19 protein-coding genes and 5 tRNA genes are annotated in these 23,405 nt (G+C 71.2%); 15 read left to right on the forward strand and 9 right to left on the reverse strand.

What is annotated here, in order from left to right:
* Positions 1–23 precede the first annotated feature (23 nt).
* Both ACZ6JT_RS20335 and ACZ6JT_RS20340 read right to left on the reverse strand, forming a co-directional pair.
* Entirely contained in the window at positions 24–1,457 is a 1,434-nt protein-coding gene (locus ACZ6JT_RS20335) for a sulfatase family protein (RefSeq protein ID WP_469211500.1), read from the reverse strand.
* A gap of 121 nt (positions 1,458–1,578) precedes the next feature.
* The gene (locus ACZ6JT_RS20340; RefSeq protein WP_324617183.1) at positions 1,579–1,674 is read right to left on the reverse strand and encodes a putative leader peptide; all 96 of its coding nucleotides are present in this window, start codon (positions 1,672–1,674) and stop codon (positions 1,579–1,581) included.
* A 148-nt stretch (positions 1,675–1,822) separates the two neighbouring features.
* On the opposite strand from ACZ6JT_RS20340, the gene purF reads away from it, so the two are divergent.
* Both purF and purM read left to right on the forward strand, forming a co-directional pair.
* On the forward strand, positions 1,823–3,340 hold the full coding sequence (gene purF, locus ACZ6JT_RS20345; RefSeq protein WP_267033687.1) for an amidophosphoribosyltransferase: 1,518 nt from the start codon (positions 1,823–1,825) through the stop codon (positions 3,338–3,340).
* A 105-nt stretch (positions 3,341–3,445) separates the two neighbouring features.
* On the forward strand, positions 3,446–4,516 hold the full coding sequence (gene purM / locus ACZ6JT_RS20350) for a phosphoribosylformylglycinamidine cyclo-ligase (protein ID WP_469211502.1): 1,071 nt from the start codon (positions 3,446–3,448) through the stop codon (positions 4,514–4,516).
* Positions 4,517–4,608: 92 nt separating this feature from the next.
* Here the strand turns inward: purM and ACZ6JT_RS20355 are convergent, their stop codons facing one another.
* Entirely contained in the window at positions 4,609–4,872 is a 264-nt protein-coding gene (locus ACZ6JT_RS20355; protein WP_319723731.1) for a DUF3073 domain-containing protein, read from the reverse strand.
* A gap of 301 nt (positions 4,873–5,173) precedes the next feature.
* Entirely contained in the window at positions 5,174–6,268 is a 1,095-nt protein-coding gene (locus ACZ6JT_RS20360; protein ID WP_469211504.1) for a Leu/Phe/Val dehydrogenase, read from the reverse strand.
* A gap of 207 nt (positions 6,269–6,475) precedes the next feature.
* On the opposite strand from ACZ6JT_RS20360, the gene ACZ6JT_RS20365 reads away from it, so the two are divergent.
* The gene (locus ACZ6JT_RS20365; protein ID WP_469211505.1) at positions 6,476–7,330 is read left to right on the forward strand and encodes a DUF8083 family protein; all 855 of its coding nucleotides are present in this window, start codon (positions 6,476–6,478) and stop codon (positions 7,328–7,330) included.
* Positions 7,331–7,897: 567 nt separating this feature from the next.
* Positions 7,898–8,104, forward strand: a complete 207-nt coding sequence (gene bldC / locus ACZ6JT_RS20370) for a developmental transcriptional regulator BldC (protein ID WP_003949541.1) — start codon at positions 7,898–7,900, stop codon at positions 8,102–8,104.
* Positions 8,105–8,715: 611 nt separating this feature from the next.
* Here bldC and ACZ6JT_RS20375 read toward each other — a convergent pair.
* Positions 8,716–8,789, reverse strand: a tRNA-Asp gene (locus ACZ6JT_RS20375).
* A gap of 69 nt (positions 8,790–8,858) precedes the next feature.
* Positions 8,859–12,818 carry an ATP-dependent RNA helicase HrpA gene (gene hrpA, locus ACZ6JT_RS20380; protein ID WP_469211506.1) on the reverse strand — a complete coding sequence of 1,320 codons (3,960 nt, stop codon included), beginning with the start codon at positions 12,816–12,818 and terminating at the stop codon, positions 8,859–8,861.
* A 381-nt stretch (positions 12,819–13,199) separates the two neighbouring features.
* Here hrpA and ACZ6JT_RS20385 point away from each other — a divergent pair, with 381 nt between their 5' ends.
* The 3 genes from ACZ6JT_RS20385 to ACZ6JT_RS20395 are packed head-to-tail and all read left to right on the forward strand — an operon-like array spanning position 13,200 to position 15,237.
* Positions 13,200–13,625: a hypothetical protein gene (locus ACZ6JT_RS20385; RefSeq protein ID WP_469211508.1), complete on the forward strand. Its 426-nt coding sequence runs from the start codon at positions 13,200–13,202 to the stop codon at positions 13,623–13,625.
* 50 nt (positions 13,626–13,675) lie between these two features.
* Entirely contained in the window at positions 13,676–14,404 is a 729-nt protein-coding gene (locus tag ACZ6JT_RS20390) for a DsbA family protein (RefSeq protein WP_469211510.1), read from the forward strand.
* Positions 14,401–15,237 carry a cytochrome c biogenesis CcdA family protein gene (locus ACZ6JT_RS20395; protein WP_469211511.1) on the forward strand — a complete coding sequence of 279 codons (837 nt, stop codon included), beginning with the start codon at positions 14,401–14,403 and terminating at the stop codon, positions 15,235–15,237. The genes ACZ6JT_RS20390 and ACZ6JT_RS20395 overlap by 4 nt, the downstream gene beginning before the upstream one ends.
* Before the next feature lie 37 nt (positions 15,238–15,274).
* Here ACZ6JT_RS20395 and ACZ6JT_RS20400 read toward each other — a convergent pair.
* From ACZ6JT_RS20400 to ACZ6JT_RS20410, 3 genes are all read right to left on the reverse strand, one after another.
* A tRNA-Phe gene (locus ACZ6JT_RS20400) sits at positions 15,275–15,351 on the reverse strand.
* Between the two features lie 22 nt (positions 15,352–15,373).
* A tRNA-Asp gene (locus tag ACZ6JT_RS20405) sits at positions 15,374–15,447 on the reverse strand.
* 39 nt (positions 15,448–15,486) lie between these two features.
* A tRNA-Glu gene (locus ACZ6JT_RS20410) sits at positions 15,487–15,559 on the reverse strand.
* Between the two features lie 128 nt (positions 15,560–15,687).
* On the opposite strand from ACZ6JT_RS20410, the gene ACZ6JT_RS20415 reads away from it, so the two are divergent.
* The 8 genes from ACZ6JT_RS20415 (at position 15,688) to ACZ6JT_RS20450 (ending at position 23,404) form a co-directional block, all read left to right on the forward strand.
* Complete coding sequence (locus ACZ6JT_RS20415) at positions 15,688–16,038, forward strand: metallopeptidase family protein (RefSeq protein WP_030012899.1); 351 nt, start codon at positions 15,688–15,690, stop codon at positions 16,036–16,038.
* Positions 16,035–16,535 carry a FluC/FEX family fluoride channel gene (locus ACZ6JT_RS20420; protein ID WP_469211513.1) on the forward strand — a complete coding sequence of 167 codons (501 nt, stop codon included), beginning with the start codon at positions 16,035–16,037 and terminating at the stop codon, positions 16,533–16,535. The genes ACZ6JT_RS20415 and ACZ6JT_RS20420 overlap by 4 nt, the downstream gene beginning before the upstream one ends.
* The gene (gene crcB / locus ACZ6JT_RS20425) at positions 16,532–16,906 is read left to right on the forward strand and encodes a fluoride efflux transporter CrcB (RefSeq protein WP_469211515.1); all 375 of its coding nucleotides are present in this window, start codon (positions 16,532–16,534) and stop codon (positions 16,904–16,906) included. The genes ACZ6JT_RS20420 and crcB overlap by 4 nt, the downstream gene beginning before the upstream one ends.
* Before the next feature lie 94 nt (positions 16,907–17,000).
* Positions 17,001–17,567, forward strand: a complete 567-nt coding sequence (locus tag ACZ6JT_RS20430) for a hypothetical protein (protein ID WP_469211517.1) — start codon at positions 17,001–17,003, stop codon at positions 17,565–17,567.
* A 297-nt stretch (positions 17,568–17,864) separates the two neighbouring features.
* Positions 17,865–20,069, forward strand: a complete 2,205-nt coding sequence (locus ACZ6JT_RS20435; protein ID WP_469211519.1) for a DEAD/DEAH box helicase — start codon at positions 17,865–17,867, stop codon at positions 20,067–20,069.
* A 152-nt stretch (positions 20,070–20,221) separates the two neighbouring features.
* On the forward strand, positions 20,222–22,555 hold the full coding sequence (locus tag ACZ6JT_RS20440) for a flagellar hook assembly protein FlgD (RefSeq protein ID WP_469211520.1): 2,334 nt from the start codon (positions 20,222–20,224) through the stop codon (positions 22,553–22,555).
* 81 nt (positions 22,556–22,636) lie between these two features.
* A tRNA-Lys gene (locus tag ACZ6JT_RS20445) sits at positions 22,637–22,709 on the forward strand.
* Between the two features lie 179 nt (positions 22,710–22,888).
* Positions 22,889–23,404 (forward strand): GNAT family N-acetyltransferase, encoded by a 516-nt coding sequence (locus tag ACZ6JT_RS20450; RefSeq protein ID WP_469211522.1) that lies wholly within the window; start codon positions 22,889–22,891, stop codon positions 23,402–23,404.
* The last annotated feature ends 1 nt before the right edge of the window (position 23,405 follow it).

The following is a 23,405-nucleotide window of genomic DNA, read 5'->3' on the forward strand; positions in this document are numbered from 1 at the left end:
GGGCCGCGCTCGGGCGGCGGGGCTCAGCCCGGGTACGGGAGGAGCTGGGCGTCCACGCGTTCCCAGGCCGTCCGCAGTTGCGCGAGGCGGGACGGGTCCGTGGCGGCCTTGTCGGCCTGCTCGCGGACGTCACCGGCAAGGTTGAAGAGCTGGTCCTTGCCGCCCTTGCCGCGGTAGTACTTCCAGTCGCCGCGGCGCAGCGCCCGCTCTCCCCGCACCCGCCAGAACAGGTCCCGCTCGGCGACCTTCTCGCCGCGCAGCAGGTAGCCGGCGAGGCTCACCCCGTCCAGCGGGTAGGCCGGGTGCGGGCGGGCCCCGGCGACCTCCAGCAGGGTCGCGGTCCAGTCGGGGCTGAACACGGGAACGTGGCTGACCTGGCCGCCGTCGAGGCGGGCGGGCCAACGCGCGATGTTCGGCACCCGGATCCCGCCCTCCTGCAGGGAGGCCTTGTTGCCGGACAGCGGCCAGTTGTACGAGAAGCGCTCGCCGCCGTTGTCGCTGGAGAAGACGACCAGGGTGTCCTCCTCCTGGCCGGAGCGCTTCAGCGCCTTCAGTACCTCGCCGACCGAGCGGTCGAGGTCCTCGACCATCTCCTTGTACTTCTCGACGGAACCCCCGTCCTGGTGCCACAGGGCGCGGCCGTCGCCCGCCTTGATCCGGCGGACGATCTCGGCGCTCTGCTCGGTGTCCCCGTCGGCGATCCACGGCCAGTGCGGGGTGGTGAAGTTGAGGTTCAGCAGCCACGGCTTGCCGTGGTGGTCGCGCGAGACGTACTCGCTCGCCCGCTCCGTGATGATCCGCGTGTAGTACCGCAGGTCCTTGTACTCGGCGTCGCCCTCGTAGAGGTCGTACTCGCCGGCCAGACCGAGCTTGGAGTAGTACTCCAGCGCCCCGCCGAAGTTGCCGAAGAACTCCTCCCAGCCGGACCGGGTCGGGCTGTAGTCGGGCAGGTAGCCCGCGTGCCACTTGCCGATCAGCGCGGTGGCGTAGCCGGCCCCCTTCAGCAGCGAGGCCAGCGTCGGGTGCGTGGGGTCGAGGCCCACCGACTTGTCCGCGATGGGCTCGGCCAGCCCGCCCCTGGTGCGGCCCGGGTAGCGCCCCGTGTACAGGCTGAACCGGGTCGGCGAGCAGGTCGCGGAGCCCGAGTAGGCGTCGGTGAAGCGGACGCCCTGACGGGCCAGCCGGTCGAGGTTCGGGGTCTTGATGTGCGGGGAGCCGTACGCGGAGAGGTCGGCCCAGCCCAGGTCGTCACCCAGGATGAACAGGATATTGGGCCTGCGGGCACGCCGGCCGCGGTCGGCCCGGAACTCCCGTTCCAGGGGCCCCGCGGCCGGGGCGTCGGGGGCCTGCGCGGCCTCGGCGGGGGCGGCGCCCAGCCCCACGGCGGCGGCCGCCGCACTCACGCCGACGGCGCCTCCGAAGGCACGACGGGACAGCTTGTTCTCGTACGAAGACACAGGTACTCCAAGGCACGGTCCGCCGGCCGGCTCCGGGCGGGGCGCGGGACGGCGCGCGGCACGGCGGAGCGGGGCGGGGCGGAGCGGAGCGGAAATGAGAAAAGGCGAAGACGAGTTGCGGCTACGCGGAACAGCGACAGATGGCGCTCGCGACACGGACCAGGTCCACGTGCCGGCGCTCGACGAGGGTGACGGTGCGGTCACCGAGGGGCTGCATGAACCGAGAGCCTGTACGAATGCCTTCGTGCATGTCAACAAGGTGATCCGCATACCGAGACGGAGGCGTCCGGTCACCCTCTGTGCTGTGACATTTCCCGGCCGTCCCCAATTCGGACCAGTGGTCGATCTCGCCTACACTCGGAAGCGTGCCTCGTGGTGATGGACGACTCAACCACGACCTGCTCCCCGGCGAAAAGGGCCCCCAGGACGCTTGCGGCGTCTTCGGTGTCTGGGCTCCGGGTGAAGAGGTCGCCAAGCTCACCTACTTCGGACTGTATGCACTACAGCACCGCGGACAAGAGTCCGCGGGAATCGCTGTGAGCAACGGTTCCCAGATCCTCGTCTTCAAGGACATGGGCCTCGTTTCCCAAGTCTTCGACGAAACCTCTCTCGGCTCGCTCCAAGGTCATATCGCGGTCGGTCACGCCCGCTATTCGACCACCGGTGCCTCCGTCTGGGAGAACGCGCAGCCCACTTTCCGCGCGACCGCCCACGGCTCGATCGCCCTGGGTCACAACGGCAACCTGGTGAACACCGCCGAGCTCGCCGAGATGGTCGCCGACCTCCCCCGTCAGGACGGGCGGGCCACCCAGGTGGCCGCCACCAATGACACCGACCTGGTCACCGCCCTGCTCGCGGGGCAGACCGACGAGGACGGCAAGCCCCTGACGATCGAGGAGTCGGCCACCAAGGTCCTCCCGAAGGTCAAGGGTGCCTTCTCCCTCGTCTTCATGGACGAGGGGACGCTCTACACCGCCCGTGACCCGCAGGGCATCCGCCCGCTGGTCCTCGGCCGCCTGGAGCGCGGCTGGGTGGTCGCGAGCGAGACCGCCGCCCTCGACATCTGCGGCGCCAGCTTCGTCCGCGAGGTCGAGCCGGGCGAGCTCATCGCGATCGACGAGAACGGCCTGCGCACCTCCCGATTCGCGGAAGCGAAGCCCAAGGGCTGTGTCTTCGAGTACGTCTACCTGGCGCGCCCGGACACCGACATCGCCGGCCGGAACGTCTACCTCTCGCGTGTCGAGATGGGCCGGCGCCTGGCCAAGGAAGCCCCGGTCGACGCCGACCTGGTGATAGCGACGCCGGAGTCCGGTACGCCGGCCGCCGTCGGATACGCCGAGGCCAGCGGGATCCCGTACGGCTCCGGCCTGGTCAAGAACGCCTACGTGGGCCGGACCTTCATCCAGCCCTCGCAGACGATCCGCCAGCTCGGCATCCGCCTGAAGCTCAACCCGCTCAAGGAAGTCATCCGCGGCAAGCGCCTGGTGGTCGTCGACGACTCGATCGTCCGCGGCAACACCCAGCGCGCCCTCGTCAAGATGCTCCGCGAGGCGGGCGCGGCGGAGGTCCACATCCGGATCTCCTCGCCGCCGGTGAAGTGGCCGTGCTTCTTCGGCATCGACTTCGCCACGCGGGCCGAGCTGATCGCCAACGGCATGACGGTCGACGAGATCGCCACGTCGCTGGGCGCGGACTCGCTCTCGTACATCTCGCTCGACGCGATGATCGAGGCGACCACCATCCAGAAGCCCAATCTCTGCCGTGCCTGCTTCGACGGCGAGTACCCGATGGAGCTGCCCGACCCGCAGCTCCTGGGCAAGCAGCTCCTGGAGAGCGAGCTCGCGGGCGGCACCGACGCCGCCGACGCGCTCCGCCGTCCGTAGGCGATTCTCGGTTCGCCCTGCTCAACCTGCGCTGGGCCCTCTCTTTGAGGCTTCTCCGGGGGCCCAGCACCACACGCAGTAACGACACGAAAGCTCTCTCCTGTCATGACAGAGAAGACCACCGGTGCCAGCTACGCAGCCGCAGGCGTGGACATCGAAGCGGGCGACCGCGCCGTCGAGCTGATGAAGGAGTGGGTGAAGAAGACGCAGCGCCCCGAGGTCCTCGGTGGCCTCGGCGGCTTCGCCGGCCTCTTCGACGCCTCCGCCCTCAAGCGGTACGAGCGCCCGCTGCTCGCCTCGGCCACCGACGGCGTCGGCACCAAGGTGGACATCGCCCGTCAGCTCGGCGTCTACGACACCATCGGCCACGACCTGGTCGCGATGGTCATGGACGACATCGTCGTCTGCGGCGCCGAGCCGCTCTTCATGACCGACTACATCTGCGTGGGCAAGGTCCACCCGGAGCGGGTCGCGGCCATCGTCAAGGGCATCGCCGAGGGCTGTGTCCTCGCCGGCTGCGCCCTGGTGGGCGGCGAGACCGCCGAGCACCCCGGCCTGCTGGGCCCGGACGACTTCGACGTGGCGGGCGCCGGCACCGGTGTCGTCGAGTACGACCGCCTGCTCGGCGCGGATCGCATCCGTACGGGTGACGCCGTCATCGCGATGGCATCGTCCGGCCTTCACTCGAACGGGTACTCGCTCGTCCGGCACGTCCTCTTCGACCGGGCCGGGATGTCCCTGGACCAGCACGTCGAGGAGCTCGGCCGCACCCTGGGCGAGGAGCTCCTGGAGCCCACGAAGATCTACTCGCTGGACTGCATGGCGCTCACCCGTACGGCCGAGGTGCACGCCTACTCGCACATCACCGGCGGCGGCCTCGCGGCCAACCTGGCCCGGGTCATCCCGGACCACCTGCATGCCACCGTCGACCGTTCGACCTGGACCCCGGGCGCGATCTTCGACCTGGTCGGCAAGGCCGGGCAGGTGGAGCAGCTGGAGCTGGAGAAGACCCTGAACATGGGCGTCGGCATGATGGCCGTGGTCCCGCAGGAGTCGGTGGACGTGGCCCTGACCGCGCTGGCCGACCGGGGCGTCGACGCCTGGGTCGCCGGCGAGATCCTGGACCGCGGCGACCACGCCGAAGGCGCGACCCTGACCGGGTCCTACGCGCGCTGAGCAGCACGGAAACCCGGTCCGGGGCGCAGGCCCCGGACCGGGTTTCGATGTTTTGTCAGACGCAGATGCTGCCGTGCAGAAGGATCCGCGCGTCAAGCCCCACGGCGGTGAGCCGACGGACCGGACTCTTCGTCCTCGTCGTCGTCATCGCGGTTGTAGAGCTCCGCGTACCGAGCGTACGGGTCGTCCTCGTCCAGCTCGTCGTCGTCTACCTCGACCGGCTCGCTGACAGGCAGCGGTTCCGCGGTCGATGCGCCCAGCTCGTTGGCCAGACGCGACAAGTCAGTCCCGCCGCTGCTGTACTTCAGCTGGCGGGCGACCTTCGTCTGCTTGGCCTTTGCCCGGCCGCGCCCCATGGCTCGACCCCCTCGGTGACGGGGCTCGACGGCCCCAGAGTCTGACACGCGTTCATGGTTCGGAGCGGGCTCTCCGTGGAGAGACCGTCCGTAGGGGTTTAACGGTACCTGCTTCCGCGGCCATACGGTACGCCGCCCGCATGACGCGCCCCGGTGCAGAACCTACGAGGCGCCCCGTCCTCGCTGGTCAGCTGCGATTTTAACCTTTTCCAGGCGGGCGACCCGCCGAAGCGCAGTGAGTTCCGTCTCGCCGCACCCCGGCGGGCGCACCCGGGGGCCCGACAGGGACCCCGGCAAGGGCCTAGAGGGCGCGCGCGGCGCGGGCGTCCGCCATCCGCTGCTCGGCGATCCGGTCGGCCGCCGCGGCCGGCGGGATGCCATCCGCCTTCGCGCGAGCAAAGATCTCCAGGGTGGTGTCGAAGATCTTCGTGGCCTTGGCCTTGCAGCGGTCGAAGTCGAAACCGTGCAGCTCGTCGGCGACCTGGATGACGCCGCCGGCGTTGACCACGTAGTCGGGCGCGTAGAGGATGCCGCGGTCCGCGAGGTCCTTCTCGATGCCCGGGTGCGCGAGCTGGTTGTTCGCCGCACCGCAGACGATCCTGGCGGTGAGGGCGGGGACCGTCTCGTCGTTCAGGGCGCCGCCGAGCGCGCAGGGGGCGTAGATGTCCAGGCCCTCCACGCGGATCAGCGCGTCGGTGTCGGCGACCGCGGTGACCTTGCCCGGGTGCTTGTCGAGGATCCGGCGCACCGACTCCTCGCGCACGTCCGTGATCACGACCTGGGCGCCGTCCTGCAGCAGGTGCTCGACCAGGTAGTGGCCGACCTTGCCGACGCCGGCCACGGCGACCTTGCGGTCGCGCAGCGTCGGGTCGCCCCACTGGTGCTGGGCGCTGGCGCGCATGCCCTGGAAGACGCCGAAGGCGGTGAGGACCGAGGAGTCGCCCGCGCCGCCGTTCTCGGGGGAGCGGCCGGTCGCCCAGCGGGTCTCGCGGGCCACGACGTCCATGTCGGCCACGTAGGTGCCGACGTCGCAGGCGGTCACGTAGCGGCCGCCGAGGGACTCCACGAACCGGCCGTAGGCCCGGAGCAGTTCCTCGCTCTTGACGACGTCGGGGTCGCCGATGATGACGGCCTTGCCGCCGCCGAGGTCGAGACCGGCGAGGGCGTTCTTGTACGACATGCCGCGCGAGAGGTTCAGCGCGTCGAGGACGGCCTCCTCGTCCGAGGCGTACGCGTGGAAGCGCGTACCGCCGAGGGCCGGGCCCAGGGCGGTGGAGTGGATCGCGATGACGGCCTTCAGGCCGGAGGCTCGGTCCTGGCACAGCACGACTTGCTCGTGGCCGCCCTGTTCGCTGCGGAACAGGGTGTGCAGGACGCCGTCGGTCATTTCGGTCACGGTGGTGACTCCCATGGGAGAGATGCGGCGGAAAGACGCCCGCCCTGCGGGTGGGGGAGGGCGTGCTGGGAGCAGAGTAAGACCTGCGGGCCCCGCGTAGGCGACCTGTCCGGGGATCGGAACGCACTCGGAGTACGAGGCCCCCCGGGGGCGGGCCGGGAGCACCCCGGAGGTGAACCGGACCCCGAAAGCGGGGAGTACGAGAGCGTGAGCGAATCCTCCGAACCCCTGTTGCCGTCCGCGCGCTCGGCGCCGACCGTCCCGTACGCCTCCTACCTGCGCGTCTACGAGCCCCTGGCCGCCTTCGCGGAGCCGGAGCGCACGCACTGGGCCGCCTACGCCCGGCGCGGGGTGACCCCGACGGCCCAGGACGAACTGCGCAGGTCGCTGGCGGACTTGGTGCGGGTCCCCGTGGTGGGGGTGCCGGCGGACGAGAGCGCGGACGCCTTCACGGCGGAGGTGGACGGGGTGCTGCTGGTCTGCCCGTGGCGCACCCGCCTGCGCGGCTGGCTGGCGCTGGAGGAACTGGTCGCCTCCTTCCCGCTTCCCGTGCTGGACGCCGCGCTGCCGCCTGGGACGCGCCGGCGGGCGGCCGAGGAGTACGAGCGCTGGCGCGAGCGGAACCCGGACGCGCGCCCCTGGATCCGGACGGGCGTGTGGCAGATCCCGTTGCGCTGGTTCGTCCTGGTGGGGGACGAGGAGCGGGAGTACGTGCCGGGCGAGCTGCTGCGCTACCGGACGCCGATGGTGCAGGCCCGTCGGCGGCTCGCCCGGGCCCTGCGGACCCTGCGCGACGCGGAGGGGTACGGGATGCTCGCCGAGGGGCTGGTGGAGGTCGGGAGCTGGTTGGAGGAGTTCCACCCGAGGTCGATGGTCGAGCTGGACTACGGCGGGCTGCTGCACGCGCTGCCGGCGGACCGGCTGGCGGCCGACCGCTCGGCCGGGGACCTGGCGGCGGGGATCGCGGCCCTGCGGGCCGGTGACCGGGAGGGGGCGTCCGAGGCGTACGGGGAGCTGGCGGAGCGCTGGCGGGCGGTCCGGGAGCGACTTTTCGCGAATTAGGCCGAAAGTGGCCCGTGTGGCTTTTTTCTCCTCGATGGCCCGCGTACGTACTGTGGCGTATCGGTCGTTCGGCTAATAATGGCTGATCAGAGCCCTGATCGTGCGATTTTGGACGTAGTGCCAGGACCTACGTCCCGATACGGGCCATTGGCCCAAGCGTGACGGACCGCACTAACCACACCCTTGCGCCCTTCCCCTACCCTCGTGCCAAAATAGGACAAGGAGTCCGGGGAGGGTTCCTTCCGCCCAACTAAGGGCGGAATGCTCGGCATTGCGCTCTACGGGGGGTCTGACGACTCCTGATCGCTCTGTGACTGATCGTCACAGTGGGGTGACTGTCCGTTATGGGACGGTCCATCGGCTTCCGCCGCTGATGAACACCTCGGAGGGCAATTCCGTCGGTTTGGCCGTCGAGGCTGGACGGATGGTGTAGTTGTAGTGCCGAGGACAAGCCGTTCGTCCTATAACCGACTCGGCCCGCGTATGTCCATTTCGGGCAACGCGGGCCAAGGTGCAGAATTTAGAGGAAAGAACCGAGATGGTTCGGTTCTCCCGAGGAGGCCGCTCATGACCGCTCGCACCCCTGATGCCGAGCCGCTGCTGACCCCGGCTGAGGTTGCCACGATGTTCCGCGTGGACCCGAAGACGGTCACCCGCTGGGCCAAGGCTGGCAAGCTCACGTCCATCCGCACCCTGGGTGGACACCGCCGATACCGCGAGGCCGAGGTTCGCGCACTGCTCGCGGGAATTCCGCAGCAGCGCAGCGAGGCCTGAGGTCGCGTTAACACCCCGCTTTAACGGGTCTCTCTCGGGTCCCCCAATCCGATGAAACCCACATGGCTTCATACGACGGAGCCTGCCCCAACAGGCCCCTGTCGTTCGATCGCGCTGGACTCCGCCGGGTCCAGCGCGATCTTTTTTATGCCCAGGTCAGGGCGGTGCGGATCGGCGCGTGGAGCTCGGCGGGGGTGGGTGCCATTGCACATATTAAATCGAGAGCGCGTAGGGATGCGATAAGAGTAGGGGTCTCAAAAACTCGTGCGGTGACACCCGTCACAGATGATCACTCTTGTATATCCGGTAATGCGCCCCGTAAAGGGGATGTGCCCTGCGGGGCCCATCATGCGAACGGGGGATTCTTCCCCGGAGCCGTCGCAGAGGTGCACAGCGGCTACCCGGCACCCTCAGCCCCCACGGCTCCCTGGGTGACCGCGGACGCGGGCACGGGGCCTCGTGTCCGTACGGACCGCGTGTGAGCCGCGTAGGACGGCGTACCGGATCGCTCCGTGCCTGTGGGGCGCCCCGGAGCCGCACTGCGCCCGGGTGTTGGCCCGCCAACGCGTCAGGGCCCGCATCCCTGGGGGATGCGGGCCCTGACGTTTCTGCGAACCTGACGGGACTTGAACCCGCGACCTCCACCTTGACAGGGTGGCGAGCTAACCAACTGCTCCACAGGTCCTTGATTTGCGGCCGCTCGGCGGCTGCGAATCAGACTGTACCGCAGCTCAGGGGGTGCAGTCGAACCGGATCACCTGGCCGAGGGCGGGGCCGCCGCGTCCACCGCCTTCACGATCCTCTTGTCGGAGATCGGATAGGCCGTCCCGAGGGCGTGCGCGAAGTAACTGACCCGCAGCTCCTCGATCATCCAGCGGATGTCCGTGACGGTCGCCGGCACCGGCCGGCCCTTCGGCAGCTGCTCCAGCAGCCAGGCGTACTCGTCCTGCATCTCGTGGACCTTCTCCATGCGCGTGGTGTCGCGCTGGACCCCCGTGGGCATCTGCTGGAGCCGCCGGTCCACCGCCACCAGATAGCGCATCAGGTCCGGCAGCCGGCGCAGCCCGGTGAGCGTGACGAACCCGGCCGGCATGAGCGCCGCCAGCTGCGTCTTGACGTCCTGCAGGTTGGCGACCAGGGCGAGGCTGTTGGTGGCCTTCAGGCGGCGCTCACAGGCCTGCCAGGCGGCCAGCACCTGCTGGACCTGGCTCACGGTCCGCACGGTCGTGTCCACGAGGTCGGCGCGGACCGCCTCGTAGAGCTTCCGGAAGCCCGCCTCGTCCCACGCGGGACCGCCGTGGTCCGCGATCAGCTTGTCGGTCGCGGCGGTCGCGCAGTCGTCGAACAGCGCCTGGATGGAGCCGTGCGGGTTCCTGGACAGGGCCAGCTTCTGCTGGTTGGTCAGGTGGTCCGAGGCGAACTTCGCCGGGTTCACCGGGATGTTCAGCAGGATGAGCCGCCGGGTGCCCAGCCACATCGCCTGCTGCTGCTCGGCCTCGGTGTCGAAGAGCCGTACGGACACGCTCGTGCCCTCGTCCACCAGCGCCGGGTACGCCTTCACCGGCTGACCGGCCCGGCGGGTCTCGAACACCTTGGTCAGCGTGCCGATCGTCCAGTCCGTCAGCCCGGTCCGCTCCACCGACTCCCCGCCCGACCGCTCGGCGGTGGCCGCGGCGGCCTGGGAGAGGGCCTGGCGGGCCTTGGGCTTCAGGGCGAGCCGCAGGGCCTCCAGGTCCTTGTCCTCGGCGAGTTTCCGGCGGCGCTCGTCGATGATCCGGAAGGTGATCTTCAGGTGGTCCGGGATCCGGCCGAGGTCGAAGTCCTCGGCCGAGACCGGGACCCCCACCATCCGCTGGAGCTCGCGCGCGAGCGTGACGGGCAGCGGCTCCTGCAGGGGCACCGCCGTGTCGAGGAAGCGCGTCGCGAAGTTCGGCGCGGGCACGTAGTGCCGGCGGATCGGCTTCGGCAGCGAGCGGATCAGCTCGGTGACGACCTCCTCGCGCAGGCCCGGGATCTGCCAGTCGAAGCCCTCGTCGGTGACCTGGTTCAGCACCTGGAGCGGGATGTGGACGGTCACGCCGTCCGCGTCCGCGCCCGGCTCGAACTGGTAGGTCACCCGGAACTTCAGCTGCCCCTGCCGCCAGGTGTCCGGGTAGTCGGCCTTGGTGACCCCGGCCGCCTTCTCGGTGAGCAGCATCTCCCGCTCGAAGTCGAGGAGTTCGGGCTCCTCGCGCTTCTTGTGCTTCCACCACGAGTCGAAGTGCGCCCCGGAGACCACGTGGGCGGGGATCTTCTGGTCGTAGAAGTCGAAGAGGGTCTCGTCGTCCACGACGATGTCACGGCGCCGGGCCCGGTTCTCCAGCTCCTCCACCTCGGTGAGGAGCTTGCGGTTGTCCGCGTAGAACTTGTGGTGCGTGCGCCAGTCACCCTCGACCAGCGCGTTGCGGATGAAGAGCTCGCGCGAGACCTCGGGGTCGATCCGGCCGTAGTTGATCTTCCGCTGGGCGACGATCGGCACGCCGTACAGCGTGACCTTCTCGTACGCCATCACGGCCGCCTGGTCCTTCTCCCAGTGCGGCTCGCTGTACGTGCGCTTGATCAGGTGCTGGGCCAGCGGCTCCACCCACTCGGGCTCCACCTTGGCGTTCACCCGGGCCCACAGCCGCGAGGTCTCCACCAGCTCGGCGGACATCACGAACTTCGGCTGCTTCTTGAAGAGCGAGGAGCCGGGGAAGATCGCGAACTTCGCCGAGCGGGCGCCCAGGTACTCGTTCTTGTCGGTGTCCTTCAGCCCGATGTGGGACAGCAGACCGGCCAGCAGCGAGACGTGGATGACCTGCTCGGGGGCGTCGGCCTCGTTGACGTGGATGCCCATCGTCTTGGCGACCGTGCGCAGCTGCGAGTAGATGTCCTGCCACTCGCGGATGCGCAGGAAGTTCAGGTACTCCTGCTTGCACATCCGGCGGAAGGAGGAGGAGCCGCGCTCCTTCTGCTGCTCGCGGACGTAGCGCCACAGGTTCAGGTACGAGAGGAAGTCGCTGGTCTCGTCCTTGAAGCGGGCGTGGTTCTGGTCGGCCTGGGTCTGCTTGTCCGAGGGCCGCTCGCGCGGGTCCTGGATGGACAGGGCCGCCGCGATGACCATGACCTCCCGGACGCAGTTGTTCTTGTCGGCCTCGATGACCATGCGGGCGAGCCGCGGGTCCACCGGGAGCTGGGAGAGCTGGCGGCCCATGGGGGTGAGCCGCTGCCCCTTCTTCCCCTCCGGGGAGGACTTCTCGCCCGTCTCGAGCGCCCCCAGCTCCTGGAGGAGCTGCACGCCGTCGCGGATGTTGCGGTGGTCCGGCGGGTCGATGAAGGGGAACTTCTCGATCTCGCCGAGGCCGGCCGCGGTCATCTGGAGGATGACGGAGGCCAGGTTGGTGCGCAGGATCTCGGCGTCGGTGAACTCCGGGCGGGCCTCGAAGTCGTCCTCGGAGTACAGCCGGATGCAGATGCCGTCGGAGGTGCGGCCGCAGCGGCCCTTGCGCTGGTTGGCGCTGGCCTGCGAGATCCGCTCGATCGGCAGCCGCTGGACCTTGGTGCGGTGGCTGTAGCGGGAGATCCGGGCGGTGCCCGGGTCGATCACGTACTTGATGCCCGGGACGGTCAGGGAGGTCTCGGCGACGTTCGTGGCGAGGACGATCCGGCGCCCGGTGTGCTGCTGGAAGACACGGTGCTGCTCGGCGTGCGAGAGGCGGGCGTAGAGGGGGAGGACTTCCGTGAAGCGGAGGTTCCGTTTGTTCAGGGCGTCCGCGGTGTCGCGGATCTCCCGCTCGCCGGAGAGGAAGACCAGGATGTCGCCCGCGCCATCGGACTGGAGCTCGTCCACGGCCTCGCAGATCGCGGTGATCTGGTCGCGGTCGCTGTCCGCCGCGTCCTCGTCGGCCTCCTCCAGGAGCGGCCGGTAGCGCACCTCCACCGGATACGTCCGCCCGCTGACCTCGACGATCGGCGCGTCGCCGAAGTGCCGGGAGAAGCGCTCGGGGTCGATCGTCGCCGAGGTGATGATCACCTTGAGGTCGGGGCGCTTGGGCAGCAGCGTGGCCAGGTAGCCGAGCAGGAAGTCGATGTTCAGCGACCGCTCGTGGGCCTCGTCGATGATGATCGTGTCGTACGCGCGCAGCTCGCGGTCCGTCTGGATCTCGGCGAGCAGGATGCCGTCCGTCATCAGCTTCACGAAGGTCGCGTCCTGGTCCACCTGGTCGGTGAAGCGGACCTTCCAGCCGACGGTCTGGCCGATCTCGGACTTCAGCTCCTCGGCGATGCGCTCCGCGACGGTGCGCGCCGCGATCCGGCGGGGCTGGGTGTGCCCGATCATGCCCCGGACGCCACGGCCCAGCTCCATGCAGATCTTGGGGATCTGCGTGGTCTTGCCGGAGCCGGTCTCACCGGCGACGATCACGACCTGGTGGTCGCGTATCGCCTCGGCGATCTCGTCCTTCTTCTGGCTGACGGGCAGGTTCTCGGGATACGTGACCTCCGGCATCCGCGAGGCACGGCCGGACAGTCGCTCGGCGGCCTTCGCGGCCTCCGCGGCGATCTCGTCGAGGACGGCCTGCTTGGCCTCGGGTTTGCGGATACGGCGGGCGCCTTCGAGGCGGCGGCCGAGGCGGTGCGCGTCACGGAGGGAGATCTCACCGAGAAGCGTCTGCAGGGCGGCGAAGGAAGTAGACATACCTGATCCAGAATCGCACCTGCGCCCTCCGGGTGGCGAACGCATTTGTCGGGCTGACCCGTACCATTTCGGGACGACTCAGTCAGCCGTACGTATGAGAGGCAGCCCACCTTGTCCCGCCCCCGCCTCTTCGGCTGCGCCGTGCTCGCGGTCCTGGCGGTTGTGCTGGGCTGCGCGGCCCCGGCGGTGGTGCCCGCCCCGACGCCCCGAACGGCCCCGGCCCCGATTCCTGCCTCGGCCGCAGGCCTGGCCCCGGCTCCTGCCTCGGCCGCAGGCCTGGCTCTGGTTCTTGCCTCGGCTTCAGGCCTGGCGCCGGCTCCTGCCTCGCCTTCAGGCCTCGCCCCGGCCCCGGCTCCGGTTCTTGCCTCGGCTTCAGGCCTGGTGCCGGCTCCTGCCTCGGCCGCAGGCCTGGCCCTGGCCCCGGCCCCGGTTCTTGCCTCGGCCGCAGGCCTGGCCCCGGCCCTGGCCCCGGCTCTTGCCTCGGCCGCAGGCCTGGCGCCGGCTCCGGCTCCGGGCCCGGCCTCGGGCCTGGCAGCCGTCCGGGTGCCGGTCCCGGCCACGGCGTGGCCGCGGGCGGCCGAGTTGACCGACGCCGACGGGCCCGCCTGCGCGCCGGCGGCTCCGGGGCACGGCGGCACGCCCGGCGTCCCCACCCGCGCCGCGGGTGAGCAGCACGCCCAGGTCCCGCCGGTCCGGGCGGTGCCCGAGGACGCCGGTCCGGCCGCGGCCGTCACCGTACGGACCCCCGTACGCGGCCCCGACCGCCCGGCCCCCGACCGGCTGCGGCTCTGTGTGATGCGGGTCTAGGGCCGGTCCCCCGGTCCCGTCCCACCCACCCGCAGCACTGGAGCACCCGCGTGTCCTCTTCCTCTTCCTCTTCCTCCTCCCGCAAGCCCCTCCTGTACGCCGCCGGGGTCGCCGTCGCCGCGATCACCCTCGGCCTCGTCTCCTGGCAGGCCACCGCCCCCGCCGAGAAGGCCTCCGCCGGCTCCTCCGCGGCTGCCGCGCCCCGGACCGACCCCGCCGCCGAGCTCCGGGCACTGGCCCGCCGAGAGTCCGGCGACAAGCTCGCCGTGGGCCGCGCCGACGCGCCCGTCGTGCTCATCGAGTACTCCGACTTCAAGTGCGGCTACTGCGGCAAGTTCGCCCGGGACACCGAACCCGAACTGGTGAAGAAGTACGTCGACGAAGGCACCCTGCGCATCGAGTGGCGCAACTTCCCGATCTTCGGCGCCGACTCCGAGGCCGCCGCCAAGGCCGCCTGGGCGGCCGGGCAGCAGGACCGGTTCACCGCCTTCCACACGGCCGCGTACGCCGACGGCTCCAAGGAGAAGGGCTTCGCCGAGGCGCGGCTCGTGGAGCTGGCCCGCGAGGCCGGCGTCCCCGACCTGGAGCGCTTCAAGACCGACATGGCCGGCGAGCAGGCCGCGGCGGCCCTGCGCAGGGACCAGGAGGAGGGCTACCGCATCGGCGTCACCTCCACCCCCTCCTTCCTGCTGAACGGCAAGCCGATCGCCGGCGCCCAGCCGCTCGCCACCTTCACGGCCGCCATCGCCGAGGCCAAGGCCGCGGCGGCGAAGCAGTGACCGACATCGGATACCTGGCCGCCCTGCTGGGCGGCCTCCTCGCGCTGCTCAGCCCGTGCAGCGCGCTGCTCCTGCCGGCCTTCTTCGCGTACTCGATCGACTCCGCCTCCCGGCTGCTGGCGCGCACCGGGATCTTCTACGCGGGCCTCGCGAGCACCCTCGTACCGCTGGGGGCGGCCTCCTCGACCGCCGGCAGGTTCTTCCACGGCAACCGCGACGTGCTCGTCCTCGTCGGCGGCTGGCTGATCATCGCGCTCGGGCTCGCGCAGATCCTGGGCCTGGGCTTCGCCTCGCAGCGGATCTCGGACCTGTCGGGCCGGATCCGGCCCACCACCGCGCTGTCGGTGTACGCGCTCGGCGCGGTCTACGGGCTGGCCGGCTTCTGCGCCGGGCCGATCCTCGGCAGCGTCCTGACGGTCGCGGCGGTCAGCGGCAGCCCCGTCTACGGCGGCCTGCTGCTGGCGGTCTACGCGCTGGGCATGGCGCTGCCCCTCTTCCTGATGGCCCTGCTCTGGGAGCGGTTCGAGCTGGGCCGGCGGCGCTGGCTGCGCGGGCGGGCCTTCGCGGTGGGCCGCTTCGAGCTGCACACCACCTCGCTGCTGTCCGGGCTGTTCTTCATCACCCTGGGCGCGCTGTTCCTCCTCTACGACGGGGCGAGCGCGCTGCCGGGGCTGCTGGACGTGGACGACTCGTTCGCGGTGGAGCAGTGGGTCGGCTCGGTGGCCGACGCGGTCCCGGACTGGGCGCTGCTCGGGCTGGTGGCGGCGGGAGCGCTCGCGGTCGGCCTGGTGCAGTGGCGCCGCCGCTCCGGCCCCACGGGTGAGGCCGAGTAACGCAGGAAGGCCCCGTCCGATGGACGGGGCCTTCCGATGGTGGCTGGGGCCGGGGTCGAACCGGCGACCTATCGCTTTTCAGGCGATCGCTCGTACCAACTGAGCTACCCAGCCACGAAACCGTTTCCGGCTTCAGCGATCCTGACGGGACTTGAACCCGCGACCTCCACCTTGACAGGGTGGCGAGCTAACCAACTGCTCCACAGGACCTTGCAGTGTGCGAGACCAAGTCTTGCACACGGTAATGCGTACCCCCAACGGGATTCGAACCCGTGCTACCGCCTTGAAAGGGCGGCGTCCTGGGCCACTAGACGATGAGGGCTAAAGGCCCGCCGGGCACTTCTTCAGCGCGTCGGGGACGTGAGAAGCATATGGGATCCGGGGAGCTATCGCCAAAACGGTTTCTCCCCCGCAGGCGGGAGGCGCCCCCACCGGAGGGACAATGACCGGGTGCTGGAGATGACGCGCGAGGAGTTCGAAGAGCTCGTCGCAGAGGCGCTGGACCGGATCCCGCCGGAGCTGACGCGGCTGATGGACAACGTGGCGGTGTTCGTCGAGGACGAGCCGCCCGCGGACGACCCGGAGCTGCTCGGGCTGTACGAGGGCACTCCGCTGACGGACCGCGGCGAGTGGTACGCCGGGGTGCTGCCGGACCGGATCACCATCTACCGCAACCCCACGTTGCGGATGTGCGAGGACCGGGAGAGCGTGGTCGCGGAGACGGAGGTCACCGTGGTGCACGAGATCGCCCACCACTTCGGGATCGACGACGAACGGCTGCACGCGCTGGGGTACGGGTGACCCGGCCGGTCCCCGGCGCCGAGGCGATCGACCCGGACGTCGACCTGCACGTCCCCGCGCAGCGCGCCGAGCCGCAGGGCCGGGTGCTCGCGGCGGTGGCGGCGGGCGGGGCCCTCGGGGCCGCGGCGCGCTACGGGGTCGCCCTGTTGTGGCCGGCCGGGCCCGGGGCCTTCCCGTGGGCGACCCTCTGGATCAACACGTCCGGGTGCGCGCTGATCGGCGTACTGATGGTCCTGATCAGCGAGGGCGGCCGGAGCGCGCCGCATCCGCTGCTGCGGCCCTTCGCCGGGGTCGGGGTGCTGGGCGGCTTCACCACCTTCTCCACCTACGCGGCGGACTTCTCCCGGCTCCTCGACGAGGGGGAGGCGGGGACCGCGCTGGCCTACGCCGGCCTCGCGGTGGTGGCGGCGCTGGGCGCGGTGTGGGCGGCGGCCGCGGTGACCCGGCTCGCGGTCGGGGACGGCGGCCGACTGCGGCCGGGCCGGGCCGCCCGGTGAACTGGCTGCTCGTGGTGGCGGGTGCGGTCGTCGGGGCGCCGCTGCGCTATCTGACGGACCGTGCGGTGCAGGCGCGGCACGATTCCGTTTTCCCGTGGGGCACCTTCGTGGTCAACGCGGCCGCCTGCCTGCTGCTCGGGGTGCTGACCGGCGCGCTGCTGGCGGGGGCGGCCTCCTCGCGGCTCCAACTGCTGCTGGGGACCGGGCTGTGCGGGGCGCTGAGCACGTACTCGACGTTCTCGTACGAGACGCTGCGGCTGGCCGAGCGCGGCCGGCGGTTCCTGGCGGTGGCGAACGTGGTGATGTCGGTGCTGGTGGGGCTCGGCGCGGTGCACCTCGGGACGCAGGTGGCGGAGCAACTGTTCGGCTGAGGGCGCCGAGGGCGTGTCCCTTGCGGGTCAAAGGGAGTTGGGCACATTGACCCGCTCATGCGGACTCTCACCCTCAGGCTCCGGAGGTGCCCCCGTGCGCCAGTTGTCCGCTTCCCTCCGACTGGCCGTCACCGCGCTCGCGGTCGCGGCGACGGCCGGCTGCATGAGCGTCGGCGAGGACGCGGCGAAGCCCGGCCCCTCCTCGTCGGCGGACCGCCGGGGCGGCGCCGAGGCGGGCGCGTCCGTCACCGGGCGGGGTTCCGGGGTGCACGGCAACGGGCACGGCGCGAGGGACGGCACGGGCAACCAGGACGGCAAGCCCAAGGAGGACGGCAAGGCCTCCGGCGCGACCGGGGCCTCGCCCAGCCCGGGCGCGACGGGCGGCCAGCCGGGCGGGCCCGCGCCGTCGGCGGGCGCGGGCGGCGGCGCGGGCGGGCAGGGCCCGCAGGTGCCCCCTGCGGGCGCTTCGGGCGGCGCGGGCGGTTCCGGCGGGGCGGGCGGCTCCGGGGGCTCCGGCGGATCGGGTGGTTCCGGCGGTGGGCAGCAGCCGGCCAGCCCGACTCCGCAGCCCCCGGCGACGACGCCCCCTGTGACGGAACCCACGCCGGAGCCGCCGAGTCCGCAGCCCGAGCCGACGACCCAGCCGGCGCCCCAGCCCTAGGGCGGTCGGGGGCCCTCCCGGGGTCGAGCAGGGTGGCCGGGCGGGGTGTTCTTGCAGGTCAGCGGCGCTTCGGTCGGACTGACTTGCCAGACCCGGGGGAGGGTGCGTATGGTTATAGATCGTTTGATCCCATTGCCCGGCGCCGAATCCGAAGAGCGCCGTGTGGCGCGTACTCTCCCTAGCCGTGGCTGACCGCATTGAGGCGGTCGATTTGCGATTCACGGAGTTTGGGCGCGTGCCGAGACTCCGGAAGGTTTCGCATTTCGCATGTCCATTTCCAGTTCTGACCGTTCCGTCATGCCCGAGAACGACTCCAACGAGATCGTCGACGCCGAGGCCCTTGTGGTCACCGAGGCCATCGAGGCCGCAGAGGCCGACGAGATCATCGAGGCCCTTGAGGCCGACGTGACGAACGGTGAGTCCGTCGAGGACTCCCTCGACGACGACACCGACTTCGACGATGACGCCGCCGACGCCGAGCCCTCGATCACCTTCGGAGACCTCGGTCTGCCCGAGGGCATCGTGCGCAAGCTCGCCCAGAACGGCGTCACCGCCCCCTTCCCGATCCAGGCCGCGACCATCCCGGACGCCCTGGCCGGCAAGGACATCCTCGGCCGTGGCCGCACCGGCTCCGGCAAGACCCTCTCCTTCGGTCTGCCGACCCTGGCCTCCCTGGCCGGCGGTCACACCGAGAAGAAGAAGCCCCGCGCGATCATCCTCACGCCGACCCGTGAGCTCGCGATGCAGGTCGCTGACGCCCTCCAGCCCTACGGCGACGTGCTCGGCCTGAAGATGAAGGTCGTCTGCGGCGGTACCTCCATGAGCAACCAGATCTACGCCCTGGAGCGCGGTGTCGACGTCCTCGTCGCCACCCCGGGCCGGCTGCGCGACATCATCAACCGTGGCGCCTGCTCCCTGGAGAACGTCCAGGTCGCGGTCCTCGACGAGGCCGACCAGATGGCCGACCTGGGCTTCCTGCCCGAGGTCACCGAGCTGCTCGACCAGATCCCGGGCGGCGGCCAGCGCATGCTCTTCTCCGCCACCATGGAGAACGAGATCGGCACCCTGGTCAAGCGCTACCTGTCCAACCCCGTCACGCACGAGGTCGACAGCGCGCAGGGCAACGTCACGACCATGACGCACCACGTCCTCGTCGTGAAGCCGAAGGACAAGGCGCCGGTCACGGCCGCCATCGCCGCCCGCAAGGGCCGCACCATCATCTTCGTCCGCACCCAGCTGGGCGCCGACCGCATCGCCGAGCAGCTCGTCGAGGCCGGCGTGAAGGCCGACGCGCTGCACGGCGGCATGACGCAGGGTGCCCGTACCCGCGTCCTCGCCGACTTCAAGGACGGCTACGTCAACGCGCTCGTCGCCACCGACGTCGCCGCCCGCGGCATCCACGTCGACGGCATCGACCTGGTCCTGAACGTGGACCCGGCCGGCGACCACAAGGACTACCTGCACCGCTCGGGCCGTACCGCCCGTGCCGGCAAGTCGGGCGTCGTGGTCTCCCTCGCCCTGCCGCACCAGCGCCGCCAGATCTTCCGCCTGATGGAGGACGCGGGCGTCGACGCCTCGCGCCACATCGTCCAGGGCGCCGGCGCCTTCGAGCCCGAGGTGGCCGAGATCACCGGTGCCCGTTCGCTGACCGAGGTCCAGGCCGACTCCGCGAACAACGCCGCCAAGCAGGCCGAGCGCGAGGTCGCCGAGCTCACCAAGCAGCTGGAGCGCCTGTCGCGCCGTGCCGTCGAGCTCCGCGAGGAGGCCGACCGCCTGGTCGCCCGCTCCGCCCGTGAGCGCGGCGAGGACCCCGAGGCCGCCGTCGCCGAGGTGGCCGAGGCCGCCGAGGCCGAGGTCGCGGCTGCTGCCGCCGCCGCTGCCGCCGAGATCGCCGCCCAGGAGCGCCGCGAGGAGCAGCGCGCCCAGCGCGACGACCGCGGCAACTTCGAGCGTCGTGACAACCGCGGTGACCGCGGGGGCGACCGTGGCGGCTTCCGCCGTGACGACCGCGGTGACCGCGGTGGCCGTCCGTCCGGTGGTTTCAACCGTGACGACCGTGGTGGCGAGCGTGGTGGCTTCCGCCGCGACGACCGTCCCTCGGGTGGCTTCCGTTCCGGTGGCGACCGTCCGTCCGGTGGCTTCCGTCGTGACGACCGTCCGTCCGGTGGTTTCAACCGTGACGACCGTGGTGGCGAGCGTGGTGGCTTCCGCCGCGACGACCGTCCCTCCGGTGGCTTCCGCTCCGGTGGCGACCGTCCGGCCACGGGCAACGGCACCTACAACCGTGACGACCGCACCTCCGGCGGCTTCCGCTCCGGTGGCGGCGACCGTCCGTTCAACCGCGACCGTCGTGACGACCGTCCCTCCGGCGGCTTCCGCGCCGGCGGCGCCGGCGACCGTCCGTACGGCCGCCGCGACGACCACCGTCCGTCCGGCTCCGGTTCCGCCGGCGGCTTCGGCGGCCGCCGCGACGACAAGCCGCGCTGGAAGCGCAACGGCTGATACCGGCTGAGCCGAACCCCTGGCAGGGCCCCCACGACTCCGGTCGTGGGGGCCCTGCCGCGTGTTGCTACGATCCACACACTTTTGCGGTGGGGGCACGGCAACGCGGAACCCGCGACCGCCCCCACGCACTTCCTGGGGGTGGGACTTCTTTGAGACGGTCACGTGTGCTGGGCGCCGCCGCGCTCGCCTTGGCCATCGGACTCGGCGGCCTGAGCGCCGTACCGGCCACGGCCGGACCGACGGCCGCCGGAGACCTGACGATCGCACCGCCGCCGCACCAGGACCCGGCCCACGAGTACGTCTCCGGCGTCGGCACCGGCCTGGCGATGTGGCGGGACAAGAGCTATCTCTGGCGCAGCCTGCAGGACGGCCGCGAAGCCTCGTACGCGGGCTGCCAGGTCGTGTACGGCACGGACGTCTGGTCCGCGGCTTCCGGCGACACCGTCGCCTGCGAGAGGGCCGGCAGCGGCGGGGCCGCGGGGCCGATGGCCTTTCACGACTTCGCCACCGGCACGAGCGAAACGCTGGCCGCCCCCGCGGGCCGGGCCTGGACGAAGGCCTTCTCGCCGTCCCAGGTGCTCGCCACCGAGGTGGACCAGGCCGGCTGGGTCACGCTGCACCTGATCGGCCGGGCCGGCGAGCCGCGCAAGGACGCGGTCGTCACCTCGCCGGACCGGTTCGGGATGTACGCCTTCCGCGTGCAGGCCTTCGACCAGAAGGGCGCGCTGGTCTCGTACTTGAACGGCAAGGGCGGCGAAACCGTCGCACTGGTCGACTTCGCCACGGCGACCCTGCGCCCCGTGCCGCTGCCGGACGGGGTCACGGAGACGACCCACACCAAGTTCGGGCTCGGCGCGCAGTGGATCGCGATGGAGAACTCGGGCAAGGTGACGCTGCGTTCGCGCGCCGACGGCAAGGTCACCCGCACCGTGGACCTGTTCCCGGCGTCGATCGAGTCCGTCCAGCCCGTGGGGGACTGGCTGCTCGCCCGGGTCCCGCAGGGCCTGGTCGCGGCGCCGGTCGCGGGCGGAGCGACGCGCACCCTGCTGCCGCGCACCGGGACCGACCCGATCACGCCCGGAGCCGACGGGTCCGCCTACATCGCGGGCGGCACCGACTCCAGCCACTGGGGAGTCCACCGCATCGCGGCCGGGCCCGACGGCGCCCCCGTGGTGAAGAAGGTCATGGACGTTCCGCCGAACCCGGCGGACCGCGTGGCGCTCACCTTCGCCCAGGGCCGGCTCGCCGTGACCCAGGAAGACCCGCAGAAGAGCGTCCAGGGGTACACGGCCTCGGTGTCCGGCACCCCGTCGGTGTCCCAGACCCCCACCTGGAAGTGCGACGCGACCGTCAACCTCCAGCTGTGCGGGGTGCAGGACGCCCCCGCCGCCCGGAGCGTCGCGACGGGCGACGGCCGGTTCGTCTCGGTGTCGGCCGTGGACACGGGTGATCCCCTGTGCTTCGTCTGCGGGATCGCGCTGAACGTGATCGACGGGGGCGCCGGCGGCTCGATCCGCCAGGTGCCGCTGCCGCACAAGACGCGGCTGCAGCCCGTCCAGGTGGAGCAGGCCTCGGGCCGCTACGTGCTCTTCGCGGCGACCGAGAACTCCGCCCTGCGCTACTTCGTGGCCGACATCGACGCCGGACGGATCCTGGACGCCAAGCCCGTGGCGCAGTCCGTGCTGTGGGGCTCCACCCTGTGGGCTCCCGAAGGCGACCAGGGGGTCGTGGCCGGGACCGATCTGCGGACCGGTCAGGTCACGCGGCGGGTCGACCTCGGTTCCGGCTGCCGTCCCTTCGAGCTCAAGGTCAACGGCGACTGGTTCTACTCCACCTGCTCCTACTACGGGGACAACCCGGCCGCCTACCACGCGCCCACCAAGAAGCGGATCCCGCTGCCCTTCACCCCGGAGCCCTTCATGGTGAGGCTCGGCGACGGCTACCTCGTGCACCAGGCGGGCGCCGGCCTGGAGATCACCAACCTGCGCTCGGGCGCTCCGGTGCGCGAGCCCGACGTCGCCGCGTACGTCGGCTCGTTCGGCACCGGCTGGACCATCGACCGCTTCGGCGGCCGCCTGGCCTACACGGACGCGAGCGAGACCGTCCACCTGGTCGGCGTCGCCGGCAAGGCCTCCCCGCTCGCGGTGATCGACCAGGACCTCGCCGCCACCGTGGACTTCAGGCAGACGAAGACCTGGCAGGCCCGCTGGTGGGTGTCCAAGCCGGTCGCGTCCTGGAAGCTGATGGTGCGCAACAAGACGTCCGGCATCACCACGGTCGTGCGCACCGGCGGCGAGGCGCGCGGCGTGATCGCCCCCTCGTGGGACGGCAAGTCCCCGACGGGCACGTACCTCTTCACCGGCGAGTACGAGTGGACGCTCGTGGCCCGGCCGGCCGACGGCCAGGGCGCCGAGGTCAGGACTTCCGGGACGGTCAAGGTCACCGGTGTCCCGTCCGCCGCCCGCCCCCCGGTGCGCCGGTGAACTGACGGCGACAGGCCGGTCAGTCGATACCCGATCGGCTGACCGGCGCTGTCCGGCTATGCTCTGGGGTGAGCACCTGGAGGGCCATTAGCTCAATTGGCAGAGCAGCGGACTTTTAATCCGTTGGTTGTCGGTTCGAGTCCGACATGGCCTACCGCTCACGGGCGGGGGCGAAGCCTCCTGCCCGGCGCCCAGCGCCCCTTCCGGTTCCGGCCGGAGGGGGCGCTCGGTCGTTTCCGGACGGCCCGCGCGAGCGGACGCCCCGTCATTCCGCCGGGGCGGGCCGGAAAACCCGGTGAACCTCCTGGGCCGGTGCGGGTAGCGTCGCCACCCGTGACTCCGGTTCTGCGCACCGAACGCCTGCTCCTCGACCCGTACGTCCCCGAGGACGAGGAACGCTTCGTGGCCCTCTTCCAGGACACCCGGGTGTCCCGGTGGATGGGGGACGGCCCCTGCACGGAGGCCGAGGACCGGGCCCTCTTCGGGCGGGTCTTCACCAAGGTCTACGCCGAGGACCTCTTCGACGTCTGGGCCGTGCGGCGGGGCGGCGAGCTGATCGGGCACGCCGAGATCAAGCGGACCGACGAGGTCGACGGTCACGAGATCATCTACGCGCTGGCCCCCGCGGCCTGGGGATCCGGTCTCGGCACCGAGATCGCCGAGGCGATCGTCGCGTACGCCTTCGCCGGCCTCGGCCTGACCGAGGTGCACGCCACCGTGGCCGCCGCCAACACGGCCTCCCTGAGCCTGCTGAACCGCATCGGTTTCACGCACGTCCGAGATCTGCGGGAGGACGACGGCTCCACCACCCGCGTGCTGACGCGCCGGCGCACGCCCGCGGACGGCTGAC

This window comes from Streptomyces sp. NPDC046308 (genome assembly GCF_055588065.1).